The sequence below is a fragment of the Desulfobotulus pelophilus genome (assembly GCF_026155325.1).
In the GTDB taxonomy this organism is placed as follows: Bacteria; Desulfobacterota; Desulfobacteria; order Desulfobacterales; family ASO4-4; genus Desulfobotulus; species Desulfobotulus pelophilus.
In genome coordinates, this window is the sequence record NZ_JAPFPW010000001.1 from 208,838 (window position 1) to 234,887 (window position 26,050).

21 protein-coding genes are annotated in these 26,050 nt (G+C 52.4%); 10 read left to right on the forward strand and 11 right to left on the reverse strand.

The genetic code is table 11. The annotated features are described in order from the left end of the window. Positions 1-4 precede the first annotated feature (4 nt). The 6 genes from OOT00_RS01005 to mraZ are packed head-to-tail and all read right to left on the reverse strand — an operon-like array spanning position 5 to position 6,363. Positions 5-1,426, reverse strand: a complete 1,422-nt coding sequence (locus tag OOT00_RS01005; protein ID WP_265423425.1) for a UDP-N-acetylmuramoyl-tripeptide--D-alanyl-D-alanine ligase — start codon at positions 1,424-1,426, stop codon at positions 5-7. Then, complete coding sequence (locus OOT00_RS01010) at positions 1,419-2,924, reverse strand: UDP-N-acetylmuramoyl-L-alanyl-D-glutamate--2,6-diaminopimelate ligase (protein ID WP_265423426.1); 1,506 nt, start codon at positions 2,922-2,924, stop codon at positions 1,419-1,421. The genes OOT00_RS01005 and OOT00_RS01010 overlap by 8 nt, the downstream gene beginning before the upstream one ends. Beyond that, positions 2,911-4,683 carry a peptidoglycan D,D-transpeptidase FtsI family protein gene (locus tag OOT00_RS01015; protein ID WP_265423427.1) on the reverse strand — a complete coding sequence of 591 codons (1,773 nt, stop codon included), beginning with the start codon at positions 4,681-4,683 and terminating at the stop codon, positions 2,911-2,913. The genes OOT00_RS01010 and OOT00_RS01015 overlap by 14 nt, the downstream gene beginning before the upstream one ends. Beyond that, entirely contained in the window at positions 4,667-4,972 is a 306-nt protein-coding gene (gene ftsL, locus OOT00_RS01020; protein ID WP_265423428.1) for a cell division protein FtsL, read from the reverse strand. The genes OOT00_RS01015 and ftsL overlap by 17 nt, the downstream gene beginning before the upstream one ends. Beyond that, positions 4,969-5,910, reverse strand: coding sequence for a 16S rRNA (cytosine(1402)-N(4))-methyltransferase RsmH (gene rsmH, locus OOT00_RS01025; protein WP_265423429.1), 942 nt, complete (start codon positions 5,908-5,910; stop codon positions 4,969-4,971). The genes ftsL and rsmH overlap by 4 nt, the downstream gene beginning before the upstream one ends. Before the next feature lie 3 nt (positions 5,911-5,913). After that, complete coding sequence (mraZ, locus tag OOT00_RS01030; protein ID WP_265423430.1) at positions 5,914-6,363, reverse strand: division/cell wall cluster transcriptional repressor MraZ; 450 nt, start codon at positions 6,361-6,363, stop codon at positions 5,914-5,916. Between the two features lie 262 nt (positions 6,364-6,625). Here mraZ and OOT00_RS01035 point away from each other — a divergent pair, with 262 nt between their 5' ends. From OOT00_RS01035 to OOT00_RS01050, 4 genes are all read left to right on the forward strand, one after another. Beyond that, positions 6,626-7,324, forward strand: a complete 699-nt coding sequence (locus OOT00_RS01035; RefSeq protein WP_265423431.1) for an MBL fold metallo-hydrolase — start codon at positions 6,626-6,628, stop codon at positions 7,322-7,324. 58 nt (positions 7,325-7,382) lie between these two features. Beyond that, complete coding sequence (locus tag OOT00_RS01040) at positions 7,383-9,485, forward strand: hybrid sensor histidine kinase/response regulator (RefSeq protein ID WP_265423432.1); 2,103 nt, start codon at positions 7,383-7,385, stop codon at positions 9,483-9,485. Between the two features lie 139 nt (positions 9,486-9,624). Continuing rightward, complete coding sequence (locus OOT00_RS01045) at positions 9,625-10,308, forward strand: hypothetical protein (protein WP_265423433.1); 684 nt, start codon at positions 9,625-9,627, stop codon at positions 10,306-10,308. A 2-nt stretch (positions 10,309-10,310) separates the two neighbouring features. Continuing rightward, a complete protein-coding gene (locus OOT00_RS01050; protein ID WP_265423434.1) occupies positions 10,311-11,561 on the forward strand; it encodes an IMP cyclohydrolase in 1,251 nt (416 codons plus the stop codon). Positions 11,562-11,629: 68 nt separating this feature from the next. On the opposite strand, the gene OOT00_RS01055 is transcribed toward OOT00_RS01050, so the two are convergent. Together OOT00_RS01055 and OOT00_RS01060 are read right to left on the reverse strand one after the other, a co-directional pair. Beyond that, positions 11,630-12,943: an aminotransferase class I/II-fold pyridoxal phosphate-dependent enzyme gene (locus tag OOT00_RS01055; protein ID WP_265423435.1), complete on the reverse strand. Its 1,314-nt coding sequence runs from the start codon at positions 12,941-12,943 to the stop codon at positions 11,630-11,632. A gap of 215 nt (positions 12,944-13,158) precedes the next feature. After that, positions 13,159-13,431: a PxxKW family cysteine-rich protein gene (locus tag OOT00_RS01060; RefSeq protein WP_265423436.1), complete on the reverse strand. Its 273-nt coding sequence runs from the start codon at positions 13,429-13,431 to the stop codon at positions 13,159-13,161. A gap of 498 nt (positions 13,432-13,929) precedes the next feature. Here OOT00_RS01060 and OOT00_RS01065 point away from each other — a divergent pair, with 498 nt between their 5' ends. After that, entirely contained in the window at positions 13,930-14,898 is a 969-nt protein-coding gene (locus OOT00_RS01065) for a KpsF/GutQ family sugar-phosphate isomerase (protein ID WP_265423437.1), read from the forward strand. A 20-nt stretch (positions 14,899-14,918) separates the two neighbouring features. Continuing rightward, the gene (locus OOT00_RS01070; protein WP_265423438.1) at positions 14,919-16,283 is read left to right on the forward strand and encodes an ATP-dependent 6-phosphofructokinase; all 1,365 of its coding nucleotides are present in this window, start codon (positions 14,919-14,921) and stop codon (positions 16,281-16,283) included. Between the two features lie 101 nt (positions 16,284-16,384). On the opposite strand, the gene OOT00_RS01075 is transcribed toward OOT00_RS01070, so the two are convergent. Together OOT00_RS01075 and OOT00_RS01080 are read right to left on the reverse strand one after the other, a co-directional pair. Beyond that, a complete protein-coding gene (locus OOT00_RS01075) occupies positions 16,385-17,719 on the reverse strand; it encodes a 3-deoxy-D-manno-octulosonic acid transferase (protein WP_265423439.1) in 1,335 nt (444 codons plus the stop codon). Beyond that, complete coding sequence (locus OOT00_RS01080) at positions 17,703-19,613, reverse strand: penicillin-binding protein activator (protein ID WP_265423440.1); 1,911 nt, start codon at positions 19,611-19,613, stop codon at positions 17,703-17,705. Before OOT00_RS01080 ends, OOT00_RS01075 begins: the two co-directional genes overlap by 17 nt. 193 nt (positions 19,614-19,806) lie before the next feature. Here OOT00_RS01080 and OOT00_RS01085 point away from each other — a divergent pair, with 193 nt between their 5' ends. Further along, the gene (locus OOT00_RS01085) at positions 19,807-20,322 is read left to right on the forward strand and encodes a DUF4124 domain-containing protein (RefSeq protein ID WP_265423441.1); all 516 of its coding nucleotides are present in this window, start codon (positions 19,807-19,809) and stop codon (positions 20,320-20,322) included. Here the strand turns inward: OOT00_RS01085 and miaA are convergent. Further along, positions 20,301-21,248: a tRNA (adenosine(37)-N6)-dimethylallyltransferase MiaA gene (gene miaA, locus OOT00_RS01090; RefSeq protein ID WP_265423442.1), complete on the reverse strand. Its 948-nt coding sequence runs from the start codon at positions 21,246-21,248 to the stop codon at positions 20,301-20,303. The genes OOT00_RS01085 and miaA overlap by 22 nt on opposite strands. A 312-nt stretch (positions 21,249-21,560) precedes the next feature. On the opposite strand from miaA, the gene OOT00_RS01095 reads away from it, so the two are divergent. From OOT00_RS01095 to OOT00_RS01105, 3 genes are all read left to right on the forward strand, one after another. Then, entirely contained in the window at positions 21,561-24,593 is a 3,033-nt protein-coding gene (locus OOT00_RS01095; protein ID WP_265423443.1) for an FAD-dependent oxidoreductase, read from the forward strand. A 65-nt stretch (positions 24,594-24,658) separates the two neighbouring features. Next, complete coding sequence (locus OOT00_RS01100) at positions 24,659-25,090, forward strand: hydrogenase iron-sulfur subunit (protein WP_265423444.1); 432 nt, start codon at positions 24,659-24,661, stop codon at positions 25,088-25,090. After that, positions 25,090-26,037: a ferredoxin family protein gene (locus tag OOT00_RS01105; RefSeq protein ID WP_265423445.1), complete on the forward strand. Its 948-nt coding sequence runs from the start codon at positions 25,090-25,092 to the stop codon at positions 26,035-26,037. Before OOT00_RS01100 ends, OOT00_RS01105 begins: the two co-directional genes overlap by 1 nt. The last annotated feature ends 13 nt before the right edge of the window (positions 26,038-26,050 follow it).

The window sequence follows — 26,050 nt, forward strand, 5'->3', positions numbered from 1 at the left end:
GCGTTTACTTCCTAGGGGCTGTCCGAGCAGCCTGCATCAGTTGATCCACAACGCTTTCCATGGACATGGAACGCGAACCTTTTACAAGAACCTGGTCGCCGGGCATGAGTCCAGGCAAAATCATGGAGGCAATGGTTTCCTTGTTTTCACAGAAGACCTCTTCGAGCCCGGCACTGCGGGCTCCATAAGCAATGTCTGTGCCATTCGGGCCGCACGCATAGAGTGCTGAGATGCCAGCTTTTGCCGCCAGAGAACCCACATGTCTGTGCAGGGCAGGAGCTTCTTCGCCCAGCTCCCCCATGCTTCCAAGAATGGCAAAGGTACGCCCTTTTTTGTCCATGAGGCGGGTCTGTTTCAGGGCTGCTTCCATCGAATCGGGATTGGCATTGTAGGTGTCATCAATAACCGTGAAGCCGACTTCCGTTGTCATGGGCCGGAATCGGCCCGGACAGCCTGTAAACTCTGAAAGACCCTCCTGAATCAAGTTCTCCGGTACGCCCGCCATAAGGGCAGCAGCGGCAGCAGCCAGGGCATTTTCCGCCATCATGGTTCCAGGAATATTCAGCGTGATGGCAACGGGGGGCTTATTCTGACGGCAAAGATCGAAGGAGGATCCCCCTGCATGACACGCGAGGTTTTTCATATAAAAGTCACAATGATCGCTTTGGCCGAAGTATTGAACTCTGCGATCCTGTCTCAGGGGGATAAGTTGTGAATGGGGGTCGCTCCCGTTGATGAGGATGGAGCCGCCTGTCTTCATGTGGGTGAAAATTTCTCCTTTGGCCTTTGCAATGCCTTCCACAGAGCCCAGGCCTTCCAGATGAGCCGGAGCAATGCGTGTAATGACTGCCATATCGGGAAGGCAGATGGCGGAAAGTCTCTCCATTTCCCCCGGATGATTCATGCCCAGCTCCAGAATGGCCCATAGATCCATTGGCTTGAGTTGAAACAGGGTGAGGGGAAGCCCTATCTCATTGTTGAAATTACCCCTGGTAACCAGACAGGGGCCCTGTTTCCGAAAAATATTCCCCAGCATTTCCTTGGTGCTTGTTTTTCCGTTGGATCCGGTTACAGCAAGGACTTTTGCCCCATAGATACCAAGGCGATAGCGGGCCAGGCGGCCGAGAGCCTGGAGGGTATTGTCCACACCAAAAACAGGAAGATTCTGATTCTTGAGTATGGGAGAAAATTCCTGCCAGCGGGATTTTTCCATAAGAATGCCCCCATAGCCGGCATCAAGGGCTTTCTTCATGAAGTTGTGCCCATCATGGTTTTCCCCCTGTAAGGCCACAAAAAGAGCGTCAGGCTTTCTTTTCCGGGAGTCTGTGCCTATATCAGGAAAGGGGATATCCCGGTTTCCCCAAAGAAGGTCGGCTCCCGTAGCCATAAGAATATCTTCTGACGTCCAGAGCTGCGTTTCAGGCATGGGCAATGACTCCTTTGGCCGCAACGGCCCTGTCATCAAAGGGGTGGATGGTATCCCCCACAATCTGATAGGTTTCATGTCCTTTGCCCGCAATGAGGAGGACGTCGCCGGGTTCTGCCATGGCAATGGCCTGAAAAATAGCCTTTTCGCGGTCTTTCTCCACCGCCAGAAGGGTGCCTTCAGGAATGCCATGGAGGATATCCTGAATAATGCTGTCGGGATCCTCTTTACGGGGATTGTCGGAGGTGATCACACAGAAGTCTGCCGTGTCTGCGGCAATACGGGCCATTACAGGACGTTTGGTCCGGTCGCGGTCGCCTCCGCATCCAAACAGCACAATAAGGCGGCCACGGCTGCACTTTCTCAGGGCAGTGAGTGCTTTTTCCAATGCATCCGGTGTGTGGGCGTAATCCACAAAGATATGCCGTCCCTTTGGATCGGGAACGGGCTCCAGTCTGCCCGGGACAGCAAGGGAGCTTTCAAGGGCTTCTTTGATAGTTTGCGGCTTTATTCCCAATGCCAGAGCGGCAGCCGTTGCTCCAAGCATGTTTTCGAGGTTGAAGGCACCTACAAGAGGGCAGGCAACGGGAATGGTTTCTTCGGGTGTCATAAGGGAACATCGAATGCCGGAAAGGGAAAAACGCGGACTGCCGGGGCGTATCAGTGCATCGGGGTGGCGGCCTGTGGAAAAAAGCCTGTTGCCCCCGGTCTTCGCAATGCAGTGGTTGAGAAGCTGTTCTCCCCTTTCATCATCAATATTTATAACAAGAGAGGCTTCTTTTTTTCCGAAATGACCACCCAGCACTCCTTCCAGAAAGCTTTGTTTGCAGGCCCAGTAGGTGCCCATATTGCTGTGGTAATCCAGATGATCCTGGCTTAGATTGGTGAACACAGCCACATCAAAGGGCGTATGGGCTATGCGGCCGAGATCAATGGCATGGGAGGATACTTCCATGACAACATGGGTAACACCGGCATCCCGCATGGCGGCCAGGCGGGCTTGGAGGTCTCTGGATTCTGGCGTGGTTGTGGACACAGATTCGCTGTGTCCCGGATAATGCCAGTCAATGGTACCCATAACCCCTGTGGTATGACCTGCTCTGCGGAGAATCTCTTCGAGAATGTGGGCAGTGGTGCTTTTTCCGTTGGTACCTGTGATGCCGATCAGGGTCAGGTCCTCTGCGGGGAACTGGTAAAAAGCAGCCGAAAGGGCGGCAAGGGCACGGCGGGAGTCATTGACGATGATTGTAGGTAGACCGGCTTCGGGAACAGGGCGTTCCGCCACCAGAAATACAGCCCCGTTTTTAGCAGCCACAGGGGCAAAGGTGTGACCATCTGCAACAAGCCCGGGGACGGCCACAAAGAGATCGCCGGGCTGTACCTTCCGCGAGTTGTACTGGATACCGGTAATGTCAGGGTTTTCAGGCGGACTCTCCTCGATGAGGAAGGGAGGAGTCTGAAGGGACTCCCATGGAGAAAAAAGATCAGAAACCTTCATGGGCGTTTCCTTGCTGCATGGCCGTTGTAAACGGACGAATGGGTTCCGGCGGAATGTTCATATAGGCAAGTCCTTCGGATACGATGGTTCGGAAGGCGGGGCCTGCGGCCGCGCCACCATAAGAACTTCTTCTTGGTTCATCCAGCATGATCACGATGGCAAGGGCTGGATCGTCAAGGGGGGCAAAACCCAGAAAAGAAGCGATGAAGCGAGTGCGGGAATAGGTCCCGTCGGGGTTTGTTTTCTGAGATGTTCCCGTTTTGCCTGCCACGCGGTAGCCTTGGGGAGTGGCGGCTCTGCCGGTTCCATCGGCTTCTGTAACGGCTGCCATCATGGAAGAGACCGTTGCCGCTGTCTCTGGTGCAATAACCCTGCGTATGGCTTTGGGAGGCATCCGGGTGCTTTTCCCGGTAACTGGATCCCGTATTTCACGTACAAGACGGGGTTGCATGAGGATTCCGCCGTTGGCAATGGCACCTGCGGCGGCAACAAGCTGGACGGCGGAAGCGGAGAAGCCCTGACCGAAGGCGATGTTTCCCGTGTCCACGGCTGTCCAGCGCTGCCAGTCACGAAGAATTCCCCGGGTTTCTCCCGGAGCTTCGATTTTTGATCTCTCACCAAAACCAAAACTTCTCAAAGAATCATAAAGAGCTTTCTCTCCCATAACCTCAGATATTTTCACAGAGCCTATATTGCTGGAGAATTTGAGAATCTGGGTTACGGACAGCCATTCATGGGGCCGGGTATCCCGTATGGTCACAGGGCCAATGCGATAAGATCCGTTTCCGCAGTAGTAGATGGAGTCCGGGCGGATGTAGTTTCTGTCAATGGCACCGGCGACCAGAAAAATTTTGGTTGTGGAGCCGGGCTCGAAAGGTTCGCTTACGGCACGGTTGCGCCAGAAATCCTGTGGGTAGCGACGGAAATCATTGGGATTGAATGATGGATAGTGGGCCATGGCTTTGATGTCGCCCGTCTTAGGACAGAGCACTACGGCCATCCCTGCAGCGGCATCGGAACGGGAAGCTGCTTCATGGAGAGCTGACTCTGTAATAAACTGAATGGTTTTGTCGATGGTCAATACGATATCTTTGCCCGGTGCTGCCTGGCCATCGGAGGACGTTTCGTTGAACCAGCGGCCCCGGCCGTCACGTATAATTGTGAGGTCCCTTGCTTCGCCCTTGAGAATGCCATTGTATCGATGTTCCAGCCCTTCCAGTCCTTCTCCATCGGTTCCGGTGAATCCGATGACCTGGGCGGCCATTTCACGATTGGGATAGGCACGACTGCTTTCGTTGACAACCTGAATAGCCATAGACCGGTGGCTGGGAGGCAGATGGAGTTCTTCCCCGATGGCAAGAATGCTGTCGGCAGTTTCCGGTCGTATTCTGCGGGCAATCCAGGTGAAACGGTTTTCTGAGAAAAGAGGTCGGATTTCGTTGACGTCTTTGCCGAGAATTCGCGCTATTTTGAGGGCTGCCGCATCTTTGTCCGGAAAATAATCGGGACGTATGGCCACGCTGGCGGCATCGACACTTACCGCCATGGGTGAACCATTGGCGTCAAGTATGCTGCCTCTTTTCCCATGAAAGAGAAGGGCTTTTCTGTAATGCCGCTCCGCTTTTTGAACAAGGCTGTCCCTGTGCAGCACCTGTACCTGAAACGCACGGGCGGCAACGATAAGAAAAAGGAGCGAAAAAACCAGTGACAGGAATCGGAAACGGTTTTTCGCATAGCGATGTTCAGGGATCTTTTTCATGGACAATTCCGGTAAGATCTACTGTGTTTTCCGCTTTTGGCATAACAAGCCCCAGCCGGTTTTCTGCAAGATTGCGGATGCGTTCCGGTGAGCGGAGTCTTGCCTGTTCAATTTCAAGGTTACGGTTCTGGGTGATAAGCCTGTCTCTTTCCTCCCGGAGGAGACTGATACTGAAATTCAGGCTGGTGCACTGGGTCCGGATCCATGTGGCGCTGAAAACGGTTATAAAAAAAACGCCTAAAAGGAGCAGCCAGGCCATGGGACCCGGTGGGTTTGAAGTTTGTTTCATGTAAGACGCTGCAGTGCCCTGAGCCGTGTGCTGCGGGCCATGGGATTGATCAGAACTTCCTGGCTGCCGGGTTTGACGGCCTTAATCGTCTGCAGCTGGAATTCAGTTTGTTTGCCACAATTGCATACAGGAAAGTCCGGTGGGCAGGTGCAGGGGAAAGCCAGTTTGCGAAAAGCCTGCTTGACCCTGCGGTCTTCCAGAGAATGAAAACTCAGGACCACCATGCGCCCGCCCGGCCTGAGCATCCTTGGAGCTGTTTCCAGAAAGGTGTCCAGTCTGTCCAGTTCCTGATTCACGGCAATCCGGAGTGCCATGAAGACCCGTGTCGCGGGATGAATTTTTTGTTTTACCCTGTGTTTTGTCGGGATACTTTTCTGAATAATGTCTGCAAGCTGGCCTGTGCTTGTGACAGGGGCATTTTTTCTTGCTTCCACTATGCGGCGGGCAATGGGCCCCGCAAATCTCTCCTCCCCGAATTCCCGGAAAATCGTTTTGAGCTCCTGCTCACATTTTGTGTTGACCAGCTCTGCTGCGCTTAGTGCAGCCTTTGGATTCATGCGCATATCCAGAGGCTCGTCTCCCCTGAAACTGAAGCCCCTGCCGCTGGCTTCCAGCTGGTAGAGTGACAGGCCAAGATCCGCCAGTATGCCGTCAACGGCTGGAATATTCAGGTCGTCCAGAATCGGGCCTATATCAGAAAAATTCCCATGAACGATTTCAACCTGCCTGCCAAAGGAGGCCAGCTTTTCCCTGGCATGGGCAATGGCATAGGTGTCCTGATCGATGCCAATGATACGGGTTTCGGGTCCGGAAGATTCAAGAATGCGTCTGGCATGACCGCATCCGCCAAGGGTTGCATCCACATAGATGCCCTCCTTCTCTGAATGGAGGAAGGTAAGAACCTCTGCGGGCATACAGGATATATGATGAAATTCCATGAATCAGAGCCCCAGTCTGGCGATTTCGGCCCGCAGGCTTTCTTCGTTCTGCATGTCATTTTCCAGCTGTTCCGTTTCTTTGGCCCACTGGTCTTCGGAAAGTATTTCAAAGTGATCCAGTACGCCCACCAGAACGATATTTTTTGTAAGTCCGGCATACTGGCGGAGAGAGGGAGGGATCAGTATGCGTCCCTGGCTGTCCAGTGGGCAGTCATGGGCACCGCCCACAAACACTCTTCTGAAACGCCTCATGGCGTCACTTTTTTCCGCAAGGCTGAGTATTCGTTTTTCAATCTGTTCCCACTCCCCGTAGGTGTAGGCAACAATATTCTGATCCATACGGGAGAGCATCAGGCCAGGGCAGTTCTGGCTGTCCATGACTCCGCGGAAACGGGCTGGAATGGAGACGCGCCCTTTCGGGTCAAGTTTATGCGTGGAGCTGCCCCGGAACATGGTTTCTCCTTATTGGAATTCCACTTTCCCCCACTTTGCTCCATTACCCTACAATAAAAACAGAAAAGGTCAAGGGCTGATATGATTCTTCATGTCGTTTAAGTGGGTTAGTGTCCTGTAAACAGTTTGTTTCTGAGTGTGGGAGCCTTGGTAATCAACGGTATGGAGGGAATGGTTTTTTCTGCCTGTTTTCAATATTATTTAAAAAATGTATGGTTGAAAAAAACAGATATATCAGATGGGCCTGGCCCGGGGAGGTTGTATGCATGTTCATCAGTTCCGTTACAATTCAGATAATCTTGCCTACCTTGTGGAGTCCGGAGGTGAGGCACTGGTCATCGACGGTGGAGCAACGGATGGCATTATGAGGGTGATTGCTGAGAGGGGACTTCACCTTGTGGGCATTACCCACACCCACGATCACCCGGATCACGTGCAGGGCTCACGGATTTTATGTGAACAGTCCGGAGCGTCTTTGATCCACCACCTGGATCTTCTTGCCGATGGTGGCTGTGCCCTTGGTGGAGGGCGGGTACTGGTTCTGCCTACGCCTGGGCATACTATGGATTCCGTCTGTTTCAGGGCCGGAAATGCCCTGATTTCTGGCGATACCCTGTTCAACGGAACGGTGGGGAACTGTTTTTCCGGGGATCTGGATGCTTTTTTTGAAAGCATGGAGCGACTTATGTCCCTGCCGCCGGAGACCAGAGTGTATGCAGGTCATGATTATCTGAGGGAGGCCGTTGCTTTTGCAAGGAGCATCGAGCCGGATAACCCTTTCCTGGAAGCCTTTCTTGCTGCGTGGAATCCAGAGCATGTATTGTCTACCCTTGCGGATGAAATGCGTGTGAATCCCTATCTTCGCTACGGAGATCCGGTCATGAAAGGGCTTCTTCAAAAGCGGGGCCTGCCGGTGGATACACCATTGCGCTGTTGGTACAGCCTGATGGAAGTGTACTGATTTGTCTGGCTGGGGGTGCCTTGAAGGCCTTGTTTCAAGTGAGACGCATGGGGGGGATATGCCGGCTGAAGGGGGTTTGGATGATAAAAAAGTGTCAGAAAGTGGAGGCACCGGTTTCTGGCGGGTTTTCAGTGTCTGTGCCCTGGATCTTCTGTCTGGCAGAGGGCCGGATCTTGCAAGGGCCCTCGAGAGGCTGCAGATGTTTACCGGTTCCTGTGGCGTCAGTCTTTGGCAGGTGGCCGACAGTCTGGAAAAAGGGGTTGTTATTCAGTATCTTTCCGGTGCACGCAGGGATGGAGGGCCTGTAGAGTTCGCCTTTCCCCCTGCAATGAATACGGATTTTATGGCTGATATGGAAAAAAAATGTTTTTGCGGGCATGAGCTGCCAGCGGTTTTTTGTGAAGCCATCGGCCGTGCTCAGGATTATTATATCTGTCTTCCTCTGAGGGAAGGGGAGTTTATACGGGGAGATGTCAGTGGTTTTCTTGTTTTCTCGTTTGAAAGAAAAAGTCATGGCGGTATGCTTGCCCCTGTCCTTTTGGATCTGTCGAGGCTTTTTTCCCTGTATGTGGACCGACGTTCAGCCTTTCTGTCTCTGGAAGCCGGAGAGCAGAAGTATATGGACATTCTTGAAAGTATAGAAGAGGGTTTTTTTGAAATCGATCTGGCAGGAAACCTTACCCTGTTTAATGATGCCATCTGTCGCATTGCTGAGTGCTCCCGGGAAGAGCTGGTGGGAATGAACAACCGGGAGTATACTACTCCTGAGACAGCAGCAAGCATGTACAGAGTTTTTAATACCCTTTACAGAACGGGTCGGCCTGTCCGTATACGGGATTATGAAGTGATTCTCCGGGATGGCAGAAAAAAAATGATTGAAATTTCTGCTACCCTCATCCGCAATGGGGAGGGTAGGGCGGTGGGTTTCAGGGGACTTTTGCGGGATGTGACGGAAAAGGCCCGTGCCCTTGAGGAGCGCAGGCAACTGAGCCTGCAGCTTCAGCAGGTTCAGAGGATGGAGGCAATCGGTACCCTCGCAGGGGGCATTGCTCACGATTTTAATAATTTGTTGATGGGCATTCAGGGAAATGTTTCTCTGATGCGTTCCGGTAAACCGGAAAGCTCCGTTTTTTTTGAAAATCTCAGGAACATCGAGCATTGTGTGGATTCCGGTGCGGATTTAACGAGGCAGCTGCTGGGCTTTGCCAGGGGTGGAAAGTACCGGATGGAATCCTTGAATGTTAACTATCTGATTCAATCTACGGCTACCATGTTCGGTCGTACAAGGCGACAGATACGGATGCAGTTCCTTCTTGCTGACGATCTTTGGGCTGTAGCGGCGGATGAGGTGCAGATGGAGCAGGTACTTCTGAATCTCTATGTGAACGCCGGGCAGGCTATGCCTTCGGGTGGCAGTCTGATTCTTGCTACGCGGAACACCTACCTTGACAGGGAGACAGCCGGTTTGCTGGGTTTGAACGCCGGTTCCTTTGTTCTTGTGTCGGTAAAAGATACGGGAGTGGGGATGGATGCCGCGACAAGGCAGAGAATTTTCGAACCTTTTTTTACCACAAGAGAGATGGGGCGGGGTACGGGGCTGGGACTGGCTTCTGCCTTTGGTATTGTGAAAGGGCATGGAGGCGGCATTCATGTGGAGAGCCACCCTGGCAGAGGGGCATGTTTTTATCTGTATCTCCCCGCACTTCGGGATGGAAGGGTAGAACCAAAGGAAGAAAAGCGGACTTTGGAGCAGCATTGCGGCATCCGTGGCCGGATTCTTCTTGTGGATGACGAGGAAATGGTACTGCTGGTTACCCGTGAAATGATTGCAGGCATGGGCTGTGAGGTAAAGGCCGTGGCTTCGGGAACTGAGGCACTGGAATATTTTGCAAGGGAGGGGCATGTCCTTGATCTTGTGATTCTGGATATGATTATGCCGGATATCAGCGGCAGGGAAACCTATGAGGCTATGAAAAAAATATGCCCCCATGTGAAGGTTCTGGTATCAAGTGGTTACAGCCGTGATGATCAGGTCGAAGGTATGCTTGCGTCCGGTTGCATGGATTTTATTCAGAAGCCCTACAGCATGGAGGTGTTGCAGCAGGCGCTGGTAAAAATTTTATGCGCTGGAAGGGACCAGCAGGTCTGTTCTCCTCCTTGACGGGAGGAACGCTTCATTTTAAGTACAATCGTAAGATTGTTTGCAGTCGTTTTCCCTTTGCCGGAATGATCGTTTTTCCATGAAACAATGAGATCTGAAGGTCAATATTTCAAAATCAAAATAATAATCAGGTGATTCAATGACAACAAACAGGGTGGATGAGATTGATGACCGGGTGAGGGTGGAGCGGGTCCTGGTCAGTGTGTCGGATAAAAGGAATCTGGATGTGCTGATAGGGGGGCTTTGTGAAATCAACCCGGAAGTGGTGTTTTATTCCACGGGGGGAACGTATCAATATATTGCCTCCATTCTGGGGGAAAGGGCAAAGCAATCACTGATTCAGGTTTCCGATTATACCGGCCAGCCGGAGACCCAGGGGGGGCTGGTTAAGACCCTTGATTTTAAAATTTATCTGGGCTTGCTCACGGAGACCTATAATGACAGCCACAAAGGGGATCTGATGAGGACCGGGGCCGTGTCTCTGGATATGACAGTGGTGAATCTGTATCCATTTGAAGAAACGATTGCCAAGGCAGGCGTTACAACAGAAGACGCCAGGGCTAATATTGATATTGGTGGTCCTTGTATGATTCGTGCTTCCGCAAAGAATTTTCTGCGTGTGGCTCCTGTGGTAGATCCTGACGATTACGGGAATATCATTCAAGAGCTGAAGGATGGGGAGGGCTGTACGACGTTGGCTCTTCGCTATGGTCTGGCAGCAAAGGCCTTTGCCCATACGGCTGCTTATGATATGGCCATCGCTTCTTTTCTTGGCAACCTTGATTTTACCCATCAGGTTAACCCCTGTTACCGGAGTGTGTGAAGATGGTGCAAGACCTTAAAACCATGTATAAAACCGTTATGGATGATGCGTTCAGTTCTGCCATGGAAATTAGTTTTGTGGAGGGGCAGAAAAGACAGACCCTGTATTATGAAAAGGTGGCATGGACCATCGATGGGGTGCGGAAAGGGTTACGGTATGGCGAAAATCCCGGTCAGGAGGCTGCTCTGTACCGCCTTGTGAATGGGAATCTGGTGTTGGGGGAGACCCGCACTGTGCAGGCGGGCAAATACCTTGTTTCGGATATCGAGCTTTTGCAGAGTGGGAAGCACCCCGGTAAAACCAATTTGACCGATGCGGATAATGCCCTGAATATTCTTCGTTATTTTCATGATACACCGACAGTGGTCATTGTCAAACACAACAATCCCTGTGGTGTTGCCATGGATGGATCTCTGGAGAATGCCTATCATAAGGCCTATATGGCAGACCGGATTGCCGCTTTTGGCGGATGTATTGCCCTGAACCGTTCTGTGGACAGATCCACTGCAGAAGCCATTGCCTCCCAGTATGCGGAAGTGGTAGTTGCACCGGATTTTGAGGACGGTGTCATGGATATTCTGGGGGCCAAAAAAAACCTTCGGGTGATCCGTATTGCCAATATGGCAAGGCTGCAGGAATTTGTGGGTACCCCTGTGGTGGATTTTAAAAGCCTTATGGATGGTGGGATCATTGCACAGTGGAGTTTTGTGCCCTCCACTTTGAAAAAAGAAGAGCTGTTGCCTGCTGTCTGTGACTACAAAGGGCAGGCCTATCGGGTGAAAAGGGAACCGACGGAAGCCGAATATGAAGATCTGCTTTTTGGTTGGCTGGTGGAATCGGGCATTACTTCCAACTCCGTTATCTATGTGAAAAACGGTGTGACTGTGGGCATCGGCACGGGCGAACAGGACCGTGTGGGGGTTGCGGAAATTGCCAGGGACAAGGCCTACCGGAAGTTATGTGACCGTTACTGTTTTGAAACCTTTGGCAAACCCTATAATCTCATGGTAGATGAAGATAAGAAGGCAGAAATTGATGCCCGCGTGGCGGCGGAAAAAGGGGGGCTTGTTGGTTCCTCCATGGTGAGTGATGCCTTTTTTCCCTTCAGAGACGGTATTGATGTGGGGCTGAGGGAGGGAGTCTCCGCTGTGATTCAGCCGGGAGGCTCCATGAATGATTATCAATCCATTGAAGCCTGTAACGAATATGATGCGGCCATGGTCTTTACGGGTCAGCGGAGTTTCAGGCACTGAGAGCTACGGGTCATTGATCAGGGTACGCCGGGCGGGGGCTTTTACGCCTGCCCGGCGGTTTTGTGCTGTCAGTTTGAATCCTTGAGGTCCAGTATGCCCTGAAGCAGGGTATCAAAGAGTGGTTTTACCTCATCCTCCTCGATGCAGCTGAAGGCCACCCGTATGTCGTATTTGCCCAGGGCGATAAGGCCCACTCCGTATGTTTCCAGAAGGTGGAGGCGAAGCGGCTCTGCCTCCAGGTCCTTTAGGCGGACACACATGAAATAGCCTGCATTGAACGGGTAGGGTGTGAAGGCCCCGGTGTATCTGGGGTCCTTGAGAACGTCTTTGACCCTGGCAGCTCTGGCTTTCAGCACCTCATATTTCTGGGCATGTTCCTTCTTGTTCCGTGTATCCTGCATGGATTTGAGTACGATGCGCTGGCCCAGATGGGAGGCATTGGAAATATTGCCGCGGATGCAGCCTGCGGTTTTTCTTTCCAGTGCTTCATAGAAAGGAGCCGGATCTCCGGATATTTTTGTGCCATAGGTCATGAAGCCTACCCGCAAACCCCATACATAATTCTCTTTGGTTGCTCCGTCCAGTTTCAGGGCCAGGATGTTTTCGTGCAGATTTGCAAAGAGGGCAAAAAGGGACTCCTTCAGGGTTTCCTCTTCATAGAAGAGACCAAAATAGGCATCGTCTGTGGCCACCAGCAGCCTGCTGCCGGATTCAGCTACTGTTTTCAGCCCTGCAATCAGTTCGGAAGCTTCTTTTTGAGAAATGGCATAACCTGTGGGGTTCTGGGGAAAGTTCAGCAGCACAATGGCTTTGCCTGTTCTGTCTGCTTCGTCCCGCACCTGTTCCATCAATCCTTCAACATTGAATCCGCCTTCGGGAGTGAAGATGGGATAGTGGCGCAGCTGTATGCCGAGACGGACATTCATGATGAGGTTGTAGTTGCCCCACATCATGTCCGGCAGAATGACCGTGTCTCCCGCATTGCACCACATTTCGGCAAAAACGCTAATGGCATGGGTAATGCCGCAGGTTACCACGGGCAGGGAAATCGTTTTTTCTGCAAGGGAAGGGTTCTTTTCAAAAAGAGAGGCCTGCCATGCCTTGCGAAGCTCCGGGATGCCAAAGGAAGGAGCATAGGTCAGGGATTCATCGGGTCGGTAGGCAAGCCCCTCCATGACCGATGGGAAGCACATGATGTCCCCTTCCTCCCGTGCGATACCTATTGTGGCATTGATAGCATGTGCCTTTTCTTTGGCCTCGGCGCTCTGGCTGAGGATACCTTTTGGGAAAAAAAGCTGCTTGCCCACGGAAGACAGCAGGTCCAGGGCATTGGGGTTTCCATTGGATAGGTTCGTATTGAGCTGCTCGGCTAAGGGGTTCATGGTATTCCTTGGCAAAGAATGCGGTTGGTAAATTGGCTCTCTGGCTGAACACCCACCCTGTTCCAGCACCATCATATGACGCCGGAACAGAGAAAGCCCGAATCCTTAACTGTAAGGCAGGGCTTTTTCTGTCTGGATGATTGTATGCCTGCCGTAACAGGAATAAACGCTTTTGCGAGGCCTCCCATGGCCCATGGCCTTCCGGAGTATGGGAGCTATTTGCGCTTGGATGCCTTGAGGGGGTTGACTTTTTTCTTGGCGTCTGCGGATTCCGTTTTGATATGGGTGGCCATGTTGCAGTTGCCCAGTTTCCATTTGTTGGCTGGCTCAGGGAAAATGGTGCAGTAGATACCGCTTTCCTGTTCCGTAATACGGGCGCAGCCCATGCAGGGTTCAACGGCAGCAAGGCAGGTTCCTCCATTGTAGGAGCATCCGTTGGATTTCATAAAAACACAGTCGTGGCCTTTGCGGGTGGTAGTGCAAATCATAGAGTGAACTCCTGGTTCCTTAAAAAAATAACGATAAGGTCTTATGTCTGGATTAGGATGAAATCGGATCCTGACCGGGTGTCTGTTTCCCACCCTTTCATGATGGGCCGAATTGGAATCTTCAGGGTTATGCTGTCATTTTTATACAAAGATTACAAGCCCTCCCTCAGTCCGATCGAATCCAGAAACGGTTTGATTTGGTCAATCTCTGGATAAAAACCCAACAACAATAGAAAAAGGAAGTGGGCTTGTCAATTTGAAAACGCTTTCCATGATTTTTTAGGGGTTGGCAGGGAAGTTAAATTTGATTCGCCGCTGGCTTGGAGGTATAGTTGCCAGCGGTTTAACCGTTGGTTTGCAGGGTAGCAGTGGGGTCCATCCGATCGAGAGAGTTTGACCGGGGACATTTGTTCTTTTGTTTACAAAGCACCGTTTGCATCTTGCTGGGCCTGAATCTGCTGGCTGCATCGCCCTTGCTTGAAAGGAAGAAAGACCGTCATGATAAAAGAGATTAAAGAGGTTCTTAGAACAGAAGCGCAGGGGATTCTCGACCTTGCGGACAGAGTGGACAGCACCTTTGAGAATATGGTGGAAGCGGTTTTTGCCTGCAAAGGCAGGCTTGTGGTGGCTGGAATTGGGAAATCCGGTCTGGTAGGCCGGAAAATTGTTGCCACGCTTATATCCACGGGAACCCATGCTATTTTTCTGCATCCTGTGGAAGCCATGCATGGAGATCTTGGTGTGGTGGGAGCCGGGGATGTTTTTCTGGCTCTTTCCAATTCAGGTGAAACCGAAGAACTGAATATTCTTCTCCCGAGCATACGGCATATGGGCTGTCCCATTATAGCCCTTACGGGGAACCCCGGGTCTACTCTGGGGCGTGAGGCGGATATTGTTGTGAATGTGGGGGTGGCCAAGGAGGCCTGCCCCCTTGGGCTGGCCCCCACCACGTCTACGACGGTTCTCCTCGCTGCAGGAGATGCCCTTGCGGTTGCCCTTATCCATAAAAGACAGTTTAAGTCATCGGATTTCAGACGTTTTCATCCTGGAGGTGCCCTCGGGCAGCGTCTTGCCAGTCGTGTTGCTGACCTGATGCTTACGGATAACCTTCCAAAGGTGGTGATCGAAACATCTTTTTCGGAAGTTTTGGCCGTTATGGACAGAATTTCTTTGGGAGCTGTGATGGTAACGGACGGTCAGGACCGTCTTGTGGGGATTTTGACGGATGGGGATGTACGCCACCTTGCGGCTTCCGGAGAGCTGGAAAAAGGCAGTCTGGAGGCTGTTATGACAATCAACCCGCGCTGCGTGACCCCGGAAGCACCGGTTTACGATGCGTTGAACACCATGGAAGAGTATCAGATTACCGTATTGCCCGTTGTGAATGCGGAGGGTGTGCTGATGGGAATGCTTCATCTGCATGATATTCTGGGCAAGGGAGCCTTTCAATTCAATGCCCGGCCCTGATGACAGCCTGGGGCAGCTATATGAGATGGGCTGAAGGGGGGGGGGCAGGGATAGAAATGCAGGAGGCAAAAAACGAAATGTGGTTTGAAGATACACGGATTACGAATCTTGAAAATCAGCCTTTTGCGTCTCCTCTGCGCTTTGCCCATGGGGGCGGTTTTGTGGCGGATGGCCATCATATCTTGTACAGTCTTGATGCCGAAGGGCTTGTCCGTATGGTGAGGGAGGGTGGAAACCCTTTGGGTTTTGAGGCTGCCGGTCCCCGGGAGCGGATTCATTTTGCCCCTTCTGAGGTCCGGGCTGCCATAGTCACCTGTGGTGGGCTGTGTCCGGGTCTGAATGATATTATCCGGTCTCTGGTGATAGAGCTCTATCACCGTTACGGGGTTCGGCGTATTCTGGGAGTTCCTTTCGGGCTTCAGGGGTTGATCGGTGATTACGGGTATGATTTTCGGGAGCTGAATCCTTTAGTCGTGGAGCGGATTCTGGACATGGGCGGAACCATTCTGGGTTCATCAAGGGGACCTCAGGATTTTGACCGTATCTGTGACCGTCTTGAGAAGGCGGAAATTCATATCCTTTTCATGGTGGGAGGAGACGGAACCCTGACCGCTGCCCATCTGCTTTCCGGGGTTGTTCGGAAGAGGGGGCTGGACCTGGCTGTGGTGGGTATCCCTAAGACCATTGATAATGATATTGCCGTGATTGAGCGGAGTTTTGGATTTGATACGGCCGTTGAAGAGGCTACCCGGGCCATTCGGAGTGCCCATACGGAGGCCGTTGCCTACCCCAATGGCATTGGCATGATCCGTCTCATGGGGAGGCATTCCGGTTTTATTGCCGCCACAGCGGCCCTGGCTCAGCAGGATGCTAATTTTGTTCTGATCCCTGAGGTGCCCTTTGAGCTGGAAGGGGAAATGGGCCTTCTGGCCTCCCTTGAACGCCGTCTTGCTGAAAGGGGGCATGCTGTGATTGTGGTTGCCGAGGGTGCTGGCCAGAATTTTTTTACGGACAAGGAGGAGGCAAAGGATGCTTCGGGCAACAGGGGTTTGAAGGATATCGGATTGTTTCTGAAAGAAGCCATAGAAAAATATTTTGCGCTTCAAGGCAGGGCCATTGCCATGAAGTACATTGATCCCAGTTATATGATCCGGAGCAGACCTGCCAATGCAGGGGATTCGGTTTTTTGCAGTTTTCTTGCCCGTAATGCCGTGCATGCGGCCATGGCCGGAAAAACGGATATGCTGGTGGGTTATGTCAACGGAACCTTTGTTCATCTGCCACTGGCTCTCTGTGCGGGGAAGCGGCGGCATGTGGACCCGGGGGGGCTGTTGTGGCAGGCTGTCCTGGAAACAACGGGGCAGGGGGAGCTTTGTCCGGCCTGACACCTTTTTCCAAACGGGCGTTTTCGGGCGGGATGGCTAGGGCGGGCCAGAACCCGCCGCGTTTTTCCTTGCATGATGCCCAGCTTGAGCCGGATGATCTTTCAGCTTGTGATGGGGATATGGTCGGCAGGGAGGACGTCGAGTATGGTCTGGACATGACAGGCCGTGGCACCCCTGTTCTTTTGAAGAGCCGCAAGCCCGGCAAGGCCTGCGGCTTTTGCTTTTTCCGGAAAGCTGAGCAGAAAGATCAGTTTTTCGGCAAGGGCATCCGCATCCTTTGCTTCAAAGGCTGCACCGGCTTCCACAAGCAGGTTTTTTTCATCGGAAAAATCTTCCATGGAGGGGCCGAAGAGGACTGGTTTGGCGCAGGCTGCTGCTTCCAGCAGGTTCTGCCCTCCTGCAGGAACAAGGCTCCCTCCGCAGAACACCACATCCGCAAGGGTATAAAGACTGCGGAGTTCGCCCATGGTATCCAGAAACAGAACGGGGGCGTGCAGGGGAAGGTCGCTGCTGCGACGCTGGTGTCTCAGGTTCATTCCTGTGATGTTTTTTTCCATGGAGAGGAGACGTTTCAGGTGGCGGGGCGCAAGAATCATGTGAAGGTTGGGAATTTTTTTGCGGGCTGTGCAGAAAGCCCGGCCAAGGGGAATTTCTTCTCCTTGGCGGATGCTGCCGCAGATCAAAAGCGGTGTATGGGATGCAAGGCCGAGGGTTTCTCTGTCGATGGTCTGTCCTGCAGCCGGAGCTATGCTGATGGGGTCCCGTTTGATGTTGCCGCATACCTGTATTTTTTCAGGCGGAGCGCCCAGCTCCACGATGCGTTCGGCATCGGCCTTGCTGATCATGCTGAATCCCTGCATGCTACTGAATGTTTCCTGCAAAAGGGGACGGATTTTTTTGTACCGGGGGAAAGACCGCGGGGAGATACGCCCGTTGACCATGAGTACGGGAATGCCTCTGTCTGTGCAGGCTCGTATCCAGTTGGGCCAGATTTCTGTTTCCACAAAAATCATGGCATCCGGATGCCTTGCCGTGATGGCAGCATCCGGCCACCCTGGGAGATCCAGAGGGGCAAAAATCACGGTTGCGAACGAGCCAAGGCGCTGCTCCAGCAGGGCCTTGCCCGTGTGGGTGAAGGCGGAAAGGGTAAAAATGACGGGAGAGGAGAGATGTTGTTGCAGAAAGTACACGATGGATTCCGTGACGCCTGCTTCGCCAAGGCTGGCCCCGTGGATCCAGATATGCAGGGGCTGGTTGGCTCGATGAAGGGGAGGAATGTTGCCCATAAGGTGCTGGCAGCGTTCTTTATTCAGTGAGACGAGGCGGCCTGCCTGTAGCAGAGGCTGGGCGAGAGCTTTGATCCCTGCCGTTAGCCTGCTGTAGTTTTTATAGGAAACCGGGCAGGTTCTTCCCGGCTTTTCAGGGGTTGATTTCACGGAAAGAAGAGCCTCTTATTTCAAGGATAAAGGGTGGTGTAAGAGACTCCCGGTTTTCAGCAAAGCCGACAGGTCCGGTGACCCCTTGGTAGGATTCTGTTTTCTGCAGAAATTCAGCGAGTTCGGAGCGGCTGTACGGTCTCTGTTCCAGGGTGTGAAAAAATAACATCAGACTATCAAATACAACGGCTTCCAGATAGCCGGGGAGTTCACCATAGGTTTCAAGGAAAAGGCTGGTGAATTCCTGAACATGGGGGTTCTGGCTTTCGGCAAAAAAGCCTGTAGGCAGTATGGCACCCCGTGCATGGTGTCCTGCCATTTCAATAAGGCGTGGGCTGTGCCAGAGATTGGTACCCAAAAGTCGAACGCCCATAAGGTCGTTATAGGCCAGCTGGGGTAGAATCATGCCGGCTCTTTGGGCGCTGTCCGGGATAAAAAGGGCATCGAACTGAATGGCAGGACCAGAAGTTTTATCCTTATCTTCGGTTTCGGAAGAAGACAGGTCCTCAGGAATGGGGAGGTGGAGACCCGTAAGTCGCCGTATGGGTTCCGAGAAGTCTGTGCTTCTTGGTGGGTAGGCCTCCACACCTGTGATGCGGCCGCCCATGTCTTCAACCGTATCCCAGAAAAGATCCCGGAAATTCTGGCCGTAACTGTCGTCAGGATGGAGAATGCCGAATCGGAAGAGGTTCTGCCGGTTCATGGCATGGGAAACCAATGCGCGCACCTGCATGGAGGGGGTCATGAAATTACGAAAAATGAGGGGGCCGATGTCCGTGATGCCCTCCTGCTGGGTCAGGGTTATCAGGGGGAGTCCGTGGTCGGCGGCAACCTGGATGGATTCGGGAGATGCTGCCAGAGGGCCGATGGCGGCAATGATTTTTCTTTTGTCAAGCAGCCGTATGGCATCGGCTGTGGCGGTTTCGTCGGAGCGGGTGTCTTCAATGAGAATCCGTACAGGAAGAGCATCTTCTCTGTTTGTATAGACGGCCATGGCCATTTCAACCCCCCGGAGAGCCTGTATGCCAAAGGCTTCGAATCTCCCTGAAAGCGGGAGAAGGCAGCCGATGGCAAGAGGATCGATCTCTTCTTTGTCCTTGAGGGATTTTTTCAGGTCTTTAGCCATGTTTTTTCTCGGGTGACGGGGAAAGGTCTCCAGAAAAAACTGCAGTCTGTCTTCGGCGGCCCGGTAGCGTCCGGTTTCCGCAAGCCGGACGGCAGAGGCAAAGATCAGTATGGCCCGGGGTTCTGGTTGTCCGGCCCGATCAAAGAGGGCTTCCAAATCACCTGTATCCATGGAGCGGGTCTGGGAAAAGATTTTTTCTACCAGCAGGGGTTGGAGGTTGTTCGGAGCGGTATCAAAAGCCATAATGAGGGTTTCAAGGGCTTCCGGCATGCGTTTGAGTTCCGAGAGGGTATCAGCCTGTAGAAAGGCCAGGCGGATGCGGATCTCTTCCGTATGGATTCTGTCCTGAATATTCTGAATGCAGCCAAGGGTTTTTTCGGGAAGATTTTCTGCATAAAAGGAGCTGCATTGGGCAAGAAGGGCTTCCGGAACAAGGCCGTTGCCGGGGAAGCCTTGAGTCAGTCGGTCAAAATAGTAGCGGGCTTTGCTTCCTTCCCCTTGGGCTGCATGGAGCGTTCCGAGTTTAAAAAGAGCAGAGGGTGTCTGTTTATGGTCTGGATATTGCTTAAGGAAATCCTTGTAAGCTTTGAGGGCATCTTCGCTGCGGCCGTCGGTATAGGCTTTTTCAGCCAGAAAGAATTCCTTTTCTCCGGGAGGCAGCATGTCGGGATGATGGGGGGAAGGGGGCTTTGCACAACCTGTCCAGAAAAAAAACAGGGTGATCACGAGAAGGCAGGAGATGCTTGATGCCAGGGATTGGTTTTTCATAGCAGAACTGTCGCCTTGGTTGCGGATACGATAATGACTGGCAAGGAATTTATGAAACAGTCATTATGATAAGGGCTATGCCCTGTACTTGTCACAAAACCTGGGTGGCTTTATACACCAAGATTGCAGCAGGAAGCAAAAAGGAATTGTTTTTTTCCGTATCCTCATTCGAAAGGTCCGAAAGGAAAGACTGATGCAGACAGGTTACAGAAGTTTCATTAGCGTGGTTGTGGTTTTCTTTTTTGCATGCGGCGCAGGGGCGGAGTTTTATCAGTATCGGGATGCTTCGGGTCGTATAGTTTTTACTGATGATCTTTCCCGTCTTCCGGAGGCGGGAAGGGAGGTGGCTCTGCGTTTTGAAAGTCATAGGCCGCTGGCTGATACAGTAGGCGAAGAAGTGGATGCCAATGTACCTTCAGGCACTGTTTTTTCGGAGAGCGCAGCGGATCTGGAGGCGGAGCAAAAAGAACTCGGAGAAGCCTTGAGTCACCTGAAGGTATGGCGGGAAGCTCTTGAAGATCAGTTTGAAACTCTGGGAGATGCGGACCGTCAGATTATCGCAGCCTATAATGAGGAGGTAGCCGCCTTTGATGCGGAGCTGAGAGCTTATGAGCAGAAAAGGCAGCAGCATAATGAAAAAGTAAGGGCATTCAATGCTGTCCTTGCAGAAATGGACAAAGGGGCGCTTCAGGATATGGGCACCCCCTGAAAACAGAGTGTGTTTCGTATGGCTGCCGTGGCCTCTTCAAGATTTGCAGGGTTTATCCACAGGATATCCGGATCTGCATGAAACCACGTGTACTGTCGTTTGGCATAGCGGCGGGTGTCCCTCTTCAGCAGGCGGATCCCTTCCTCCCGCTCGACACGGCCCAGAAGTATGTCGGCCATGTGGCGGTAGCCGATGGCCTGCATGCTTTTTAATTCTGGTCCGTAGCCCATGGTAAAGAGCTGTTCTACTTCTTTTTCCAGACCTTCTGACAGCATGCGGTCTACGCGCTGGTTGATGCGTTCATAGAGTTCGTTGCGGTCCGTAAGGATGCCGATTTTGACAACGGCGTAATCGGGCCTGTCCGTGAAATCATGCTCCTGCTGGCGGGTGGAAATGGGGGTTCCTGTTGTCTGGTAAAATTCCAGGGCCCGGATGATGCGGAAAGTATCGTTGGGGTGGATTTTGGCAGCCGCTTCCGGATCCAGGCTGGCCAGGCTGTTGTGCAGGGCTGCGGAGCCTTTTTCTTCAGCTTGTTTTTCAAGACTGGCCAGTCTTTCCGGACTGGCGGGGTGTGCGCGGAAAAGTCCCTGCAGCAGGGCCTTTATATAAAGGCCTGTACCACCGGCAACCAGCGTGAGAAATCCTTCATTGAAATTGCGCATTATCTCCCTTCGGCCCAGACGTGCAAATTCAGCGGCGTCAAAAGGCATGTCCGGGTCCAGGATGTTGATGGCAGCGTGGGGGTATTGTCGCAGCTCTTCCTGGCTGGGTTTGGCCGTTCCAATATCCATATAGCGGTATACCTGCATGGAATCGGCGCTGAGAATGCGCGCGTTAAAAGTTCTGCTCAGTTTTATGGCCATGCCGGTTTTTCCGCTTGCGGTAGGGCCGCATATGACAATGACACCGGGTCTTGCTGGGTTCATGTTTCCTCCTGTGAATATTCCCACCTCCTTAATTAAAGCGGATTTCAGCAGAAAATAACAGGGTAAAAATTGCCGGGAAGGGCGGATATCCATGCGGGACAAATGTATTGACAACATTGATGTTAGTCGATAAGGATTGGCGTGCTAATAGAATTCATAAATGCTTGTACGGATTTTGGCGCCCATTCCCGATGCGGGAGGCAGAAAGCGTCAGGCAATATGGGTATTTGTAACGTTGCAGAATTCCTTGGAAATGCCGGATAATGGGGTGGCATGACGGGATTTTGCAGAATCGCTACAGGAGAATAGACCATGTCGAAGGAAGTTATTGGATCCGCTGTCGTCGTGGGTGGTGGTATCACCGGGATGCAGTCGGCGCTTGATCTGGCCGATGCTGGATACTATGTGTATCTGGTGGAGAAGGGATCGTCCATTGGCGGCGTTATGTCGCAGCTGGACAAGACCTTTCCGACCAACGACTGCGCCATGTGAATTATCTCACCTAAACTGGTCGAGGTCGGCCGGCACCTGAACATTGAGTTATTGACGCTAAGTGAAGTTACGTCCATTACCGGAGAAGCTGGAAATTTCGAGGTCGAAGTTTTCAAAAAGCCCCGCTATGTGGACATGGACAAATGTATTGCCTGTGGTGCGTGTACGGAGAAATGTCCTAAAAAAATTGATGATCTGTACAATGCATCCTTGAAAAAGCGTAAAGCCATTTATGTGGAATACGATCAGGCAGTGCCCCTGAAGTACGTTATAGACCCTGCAAGTTGTATCAAGCTTACCAAGGGAAAATGTGGTAACTGCGAAAAGGTGTGTCCTGCCGGAGCTATCAATTATGACGACAAGCCGGAAACCCTGAAGCTGAACGTAGGGTCCATCGTGCTGTCTCCGGGCTTCAAGCCCTTTGATCCCACTATTTTTGATACCTATCAGTATGCCAAATTCCCCAATGTTGTGACCTCTATGGAGTTTGAAAGAATTCTTTCCGCTTCCGGTCCCACCATGGGGCATCTCACCCGTATGAGCAAGGATCACGAGGAACCGAAGAAAATTGCCTGGTTTCAGTGCGTGGGCTCCCGTGACATGAACCGTTGCGACAATGCTTATTGTTCTTCGGTATGCTGTATGTACGCCATCAAGGAAGCGGCCATTGCCAAGGAACATAATGGTGATGATCTGGACTGCGCCATTTTCTACATGGACATGCGTACCCACGGAAAAGATTTTGAGCGCTACTATGAGGATGCCAAAAAGAAGGGCGTCCGTTTTGTCCGCAGCCGTGTGCATACCATCAATCCCATTCCGGAAACTGATTCCCTTGAGGTTCGTTATGTGACCGATGACGGCCGTCTTGAGACGGAAATCTTTGACATGATTGTTCTGTCCATCGGCCTTGAAACAGATCCTTCCACAGTGAAGCTGGCCAATGATCTGGGCATCAAACTGACCAAGGGTAACTTTGCTGAATACGAGACCTTTAAGCCGGTTTCCACCTCCCGTGAAGGTATTTTTGTGGCCGGCGCCTTCGCTGGTCCTAAGGACATTCCTCAGGCCATGATTGATGCCTCGGCGGCGGCTTCTGCTGCGGGCGAGCTGCTGACATCGGCCAGGAATACCCGTACAAAAACCGCAGAGGCCGTGCCTGAAACAAACGTTGCCGGTGACCGCCCCAGAGTGGGGGTCTTTGTCTGCTCCTGCGGCACCAATATTGCCGGGACTGTCGATGTAAAGGCCGTGGCGGAATATGCGGGAGGTCTTCCCTATGTGGAATACGTGACCAACAACCTCTTTTCCTGTTCCCAGGATACTCAGGACAAGATGGCGGAGATCATCAAGGAAAAGAACCTGAACAGGGTGGTTGTGGCGGCCTGTACGCCCAAAACCCATGAGGGACTCTTCCAGGAAACCCTGATCAATGCAGGGCTGAATAAGTATCTTTTTGAGATGGTTAACATTCGTAACCATGATTCCTGGGTACATAAAGAAACTCCGGATCTCGCCACGGATAAAGCCAAAGACCTGATCCGTATGGGGGTTGCCAAGGTTGCACTTTTTGAGCCCCTGAAAGAAGGGGAGCTGAACGTCAACCAGGTGGCCATGGTGGTGGGCGGTGGTGTTGCGGGCATGACCGCAGCCAAGGCCCTTTCCAGTCAGGGATACCATACCCACATCATAGAAAAATCAGACCGCTTGGGTGGTCAGGCTCTGAATCTCTTTAAAACCATCAAAGGCGAAGATGTGGCGGAGAAGGTGGCGGATCTGGAAAATGCCATCAAGGTGGATGCCAGCATCACCGTTCACCTGAATACGGAAATCGCAACGGTTGACGGTTTTGTTGGGAACTTCAAAACTCAGCTCAAAGGCGGTTCCGAGCTTCTCCTTGAACATGGCATTGCTGTCATGGCAACAGGAGCTTCGGCCCTCCAGCCCAGCGAATATCTTTATGGCGAAGATCCAAGGATTCTCACCAGCCTTGAGATGGATATCAAGTTTAAAACCAAAGATCCCATCCTGGACAGTGCGGAAAGTGCCGTGTTCATCCAGTGCGTGGGCTCCCGTCAGCCGGATCGTCCCTACTGTTCCCGCGTGTGCTGTACCCACTCCATTGACAATGCTCTGGAGTTGAAAAAGCATAAGCCGGATATGGATGTATTTATTCTGTACAGAGACATCCGGACCTACGGCGAAAAAGAATACCTCTACCGTGAGGCGAGGGATGCGGGTGTGATTTTCATCCGCTATGAGCTTGACGCTAAGCCTGTGGTGGAAAAAGCAGGTGACAGTCTTGTGGTTCGTGTTAGGGATCATGTGCTGGGTCGTCCTCTGGAGCTGAAGGCAGATATTCTGACTCTGGCCTCCGCTGTTGTGCCCAACAAAAATGAAGCACTGGCCCAGTTTTTCAAGCTGCCCATGAACGCAGATGGCTTCTTTGTGGAACGCCATGCCAAGCTCGGACCCAGCGAATTTGCCACAGACGGCGTCTTCCTTGCCGGTACGGCCCATTATCCCAAGCCTCTGGATGAGACCGTGGCCCAGGGAAGGGCGGCTGCGGCAAGGGCCGTGACACTTTTGGCCAGGCAGAAGGTGTACACCTCCGGTCAGGTGGCCAAGGTGGATCCTGCTGTGTGCTCCTCCTGCGGAATCTGTGTGAGTGTGTGCCCCTATTCTGCCCCCAGCGTTATGGATACGGGTTATTATGCGGGCAAGGCTGAAATCAATCCCGTTCTCTGCAAGGGCTGCGGCCTTTGTGTGGCGGCCTGCCGCAGTGGTGCCATCCACCATGGCGGTTTTGATAACAGCCAGATTTTTGCACAGATTTTTACCATGAGTGCATAACCATTTTCCTTTCAGGGTTTCTTAAGGATGCCCTGAAAGGATTCTATACATAAGGAGAAACAGCCATGAGCTGGGAACCTAAAATTGTGAGTTTCCTTTGCAACTGGTGCAGCTACGGTGCGGCGGATCTGGCAGGCGTAAGCCGGTTTCAGTATCCCCCCAACATCCGGGTAATCCGCATCCCCTGCACGGGTCGTATGAGTCCGAAATTTTTCCTTTCCGCATTAAGGGAAGGTGCCGATGCCGTATGGGTATCCGGCTGACATCCCGGTGACTGCCATTACCTGGAAGGTAATTACTATGCACGCCGCAGATTTCAGCTGTTCAACGACCTGATGGAACACATGGGTGTTGAGAAAGGTCGTCTCCATTATTCATGGATCTCTTCCGCCGAATCCACCAAGTTTGTGGAAGTGGTCAAGGAAGTAACGGATGCTGTAAAGGCCGTTGGTCCCAATACTAATTTTGTGAAGCGTTACATGAAGGAAGCGGAATAATGAGCGGAAACATCGACAGGATTAAAGAGATTGCCCGCGGCCTTCTCGAATCAGAGAAGGTCGATGTCGTGATCGGCTTCAAAAAGGGAACGCTTCCCGTCATGAGTGAGCCGACCATCATTCGTAAGGCATCGGATACAAAGGATCTGATCTGGGACGCCACCTGCCGTCTCAATCTGTGCAATTATTTAACGGGCCGCAAGGACCGCATCGGTATCATTGCCAAGGGCTGTGATGCGCGGAACATTGTGGGCCACATTGTGGAAAACAAGATCAAGCGGGATCAGCTTGTGATCATCGGTGTTCCCTGCACGGGCATGGCGGACAAAAAAGCCCTTTCCGACCTTGTTGGCGGTGAGGTAACCGCTTACGCCGAGGCCGGTGATCAGATTACGGTAAGCGGCCCTGCGGGAGAAAAGACTGTTTCCAAGGCAGATGTTCTCCAGTCCAACTGCTGCACCTGCATTAAACGCAACCCCGTAATTTTTGACGAGATGGCAGGGGAGCCCGTGGAAGAACTTTCCCCTGACAATCGCTTTGCGGACGTGGAAGCCATAGCTTCCATGGATGCGGCTGCCAAGTGGGGGTATTTTGAGGAGCTTCTTTCCGGCTGCACCCGCTGCTATGCCTGCAAGAACGCCTGCCCCTTGTGTTATTGTCCCACCTGTTTTGTGGATGAATCCCGTCCCCAGTGGGTGGGTAAGGGAACGGACCCCATTGATATCCGCACCTACCACTTCCTGCGGGCCTACCATTGTGCAGGGCGTTGTACGGATTGTGGTGCCTGTGAGGCGGCCTGTCCCATGGATATCAAAATGCGTGCCTTCACACGGAAAAGCATCAAGGACTGTGTGGACAACTACGGTTGGGAAACGGGTATGAAGGAGGGTGTGCGGCCGCCGCTGGACACCTTTAAAACCGATGACCCCGAGGCCTTTATCCGCTAGGCCCTTACGACCC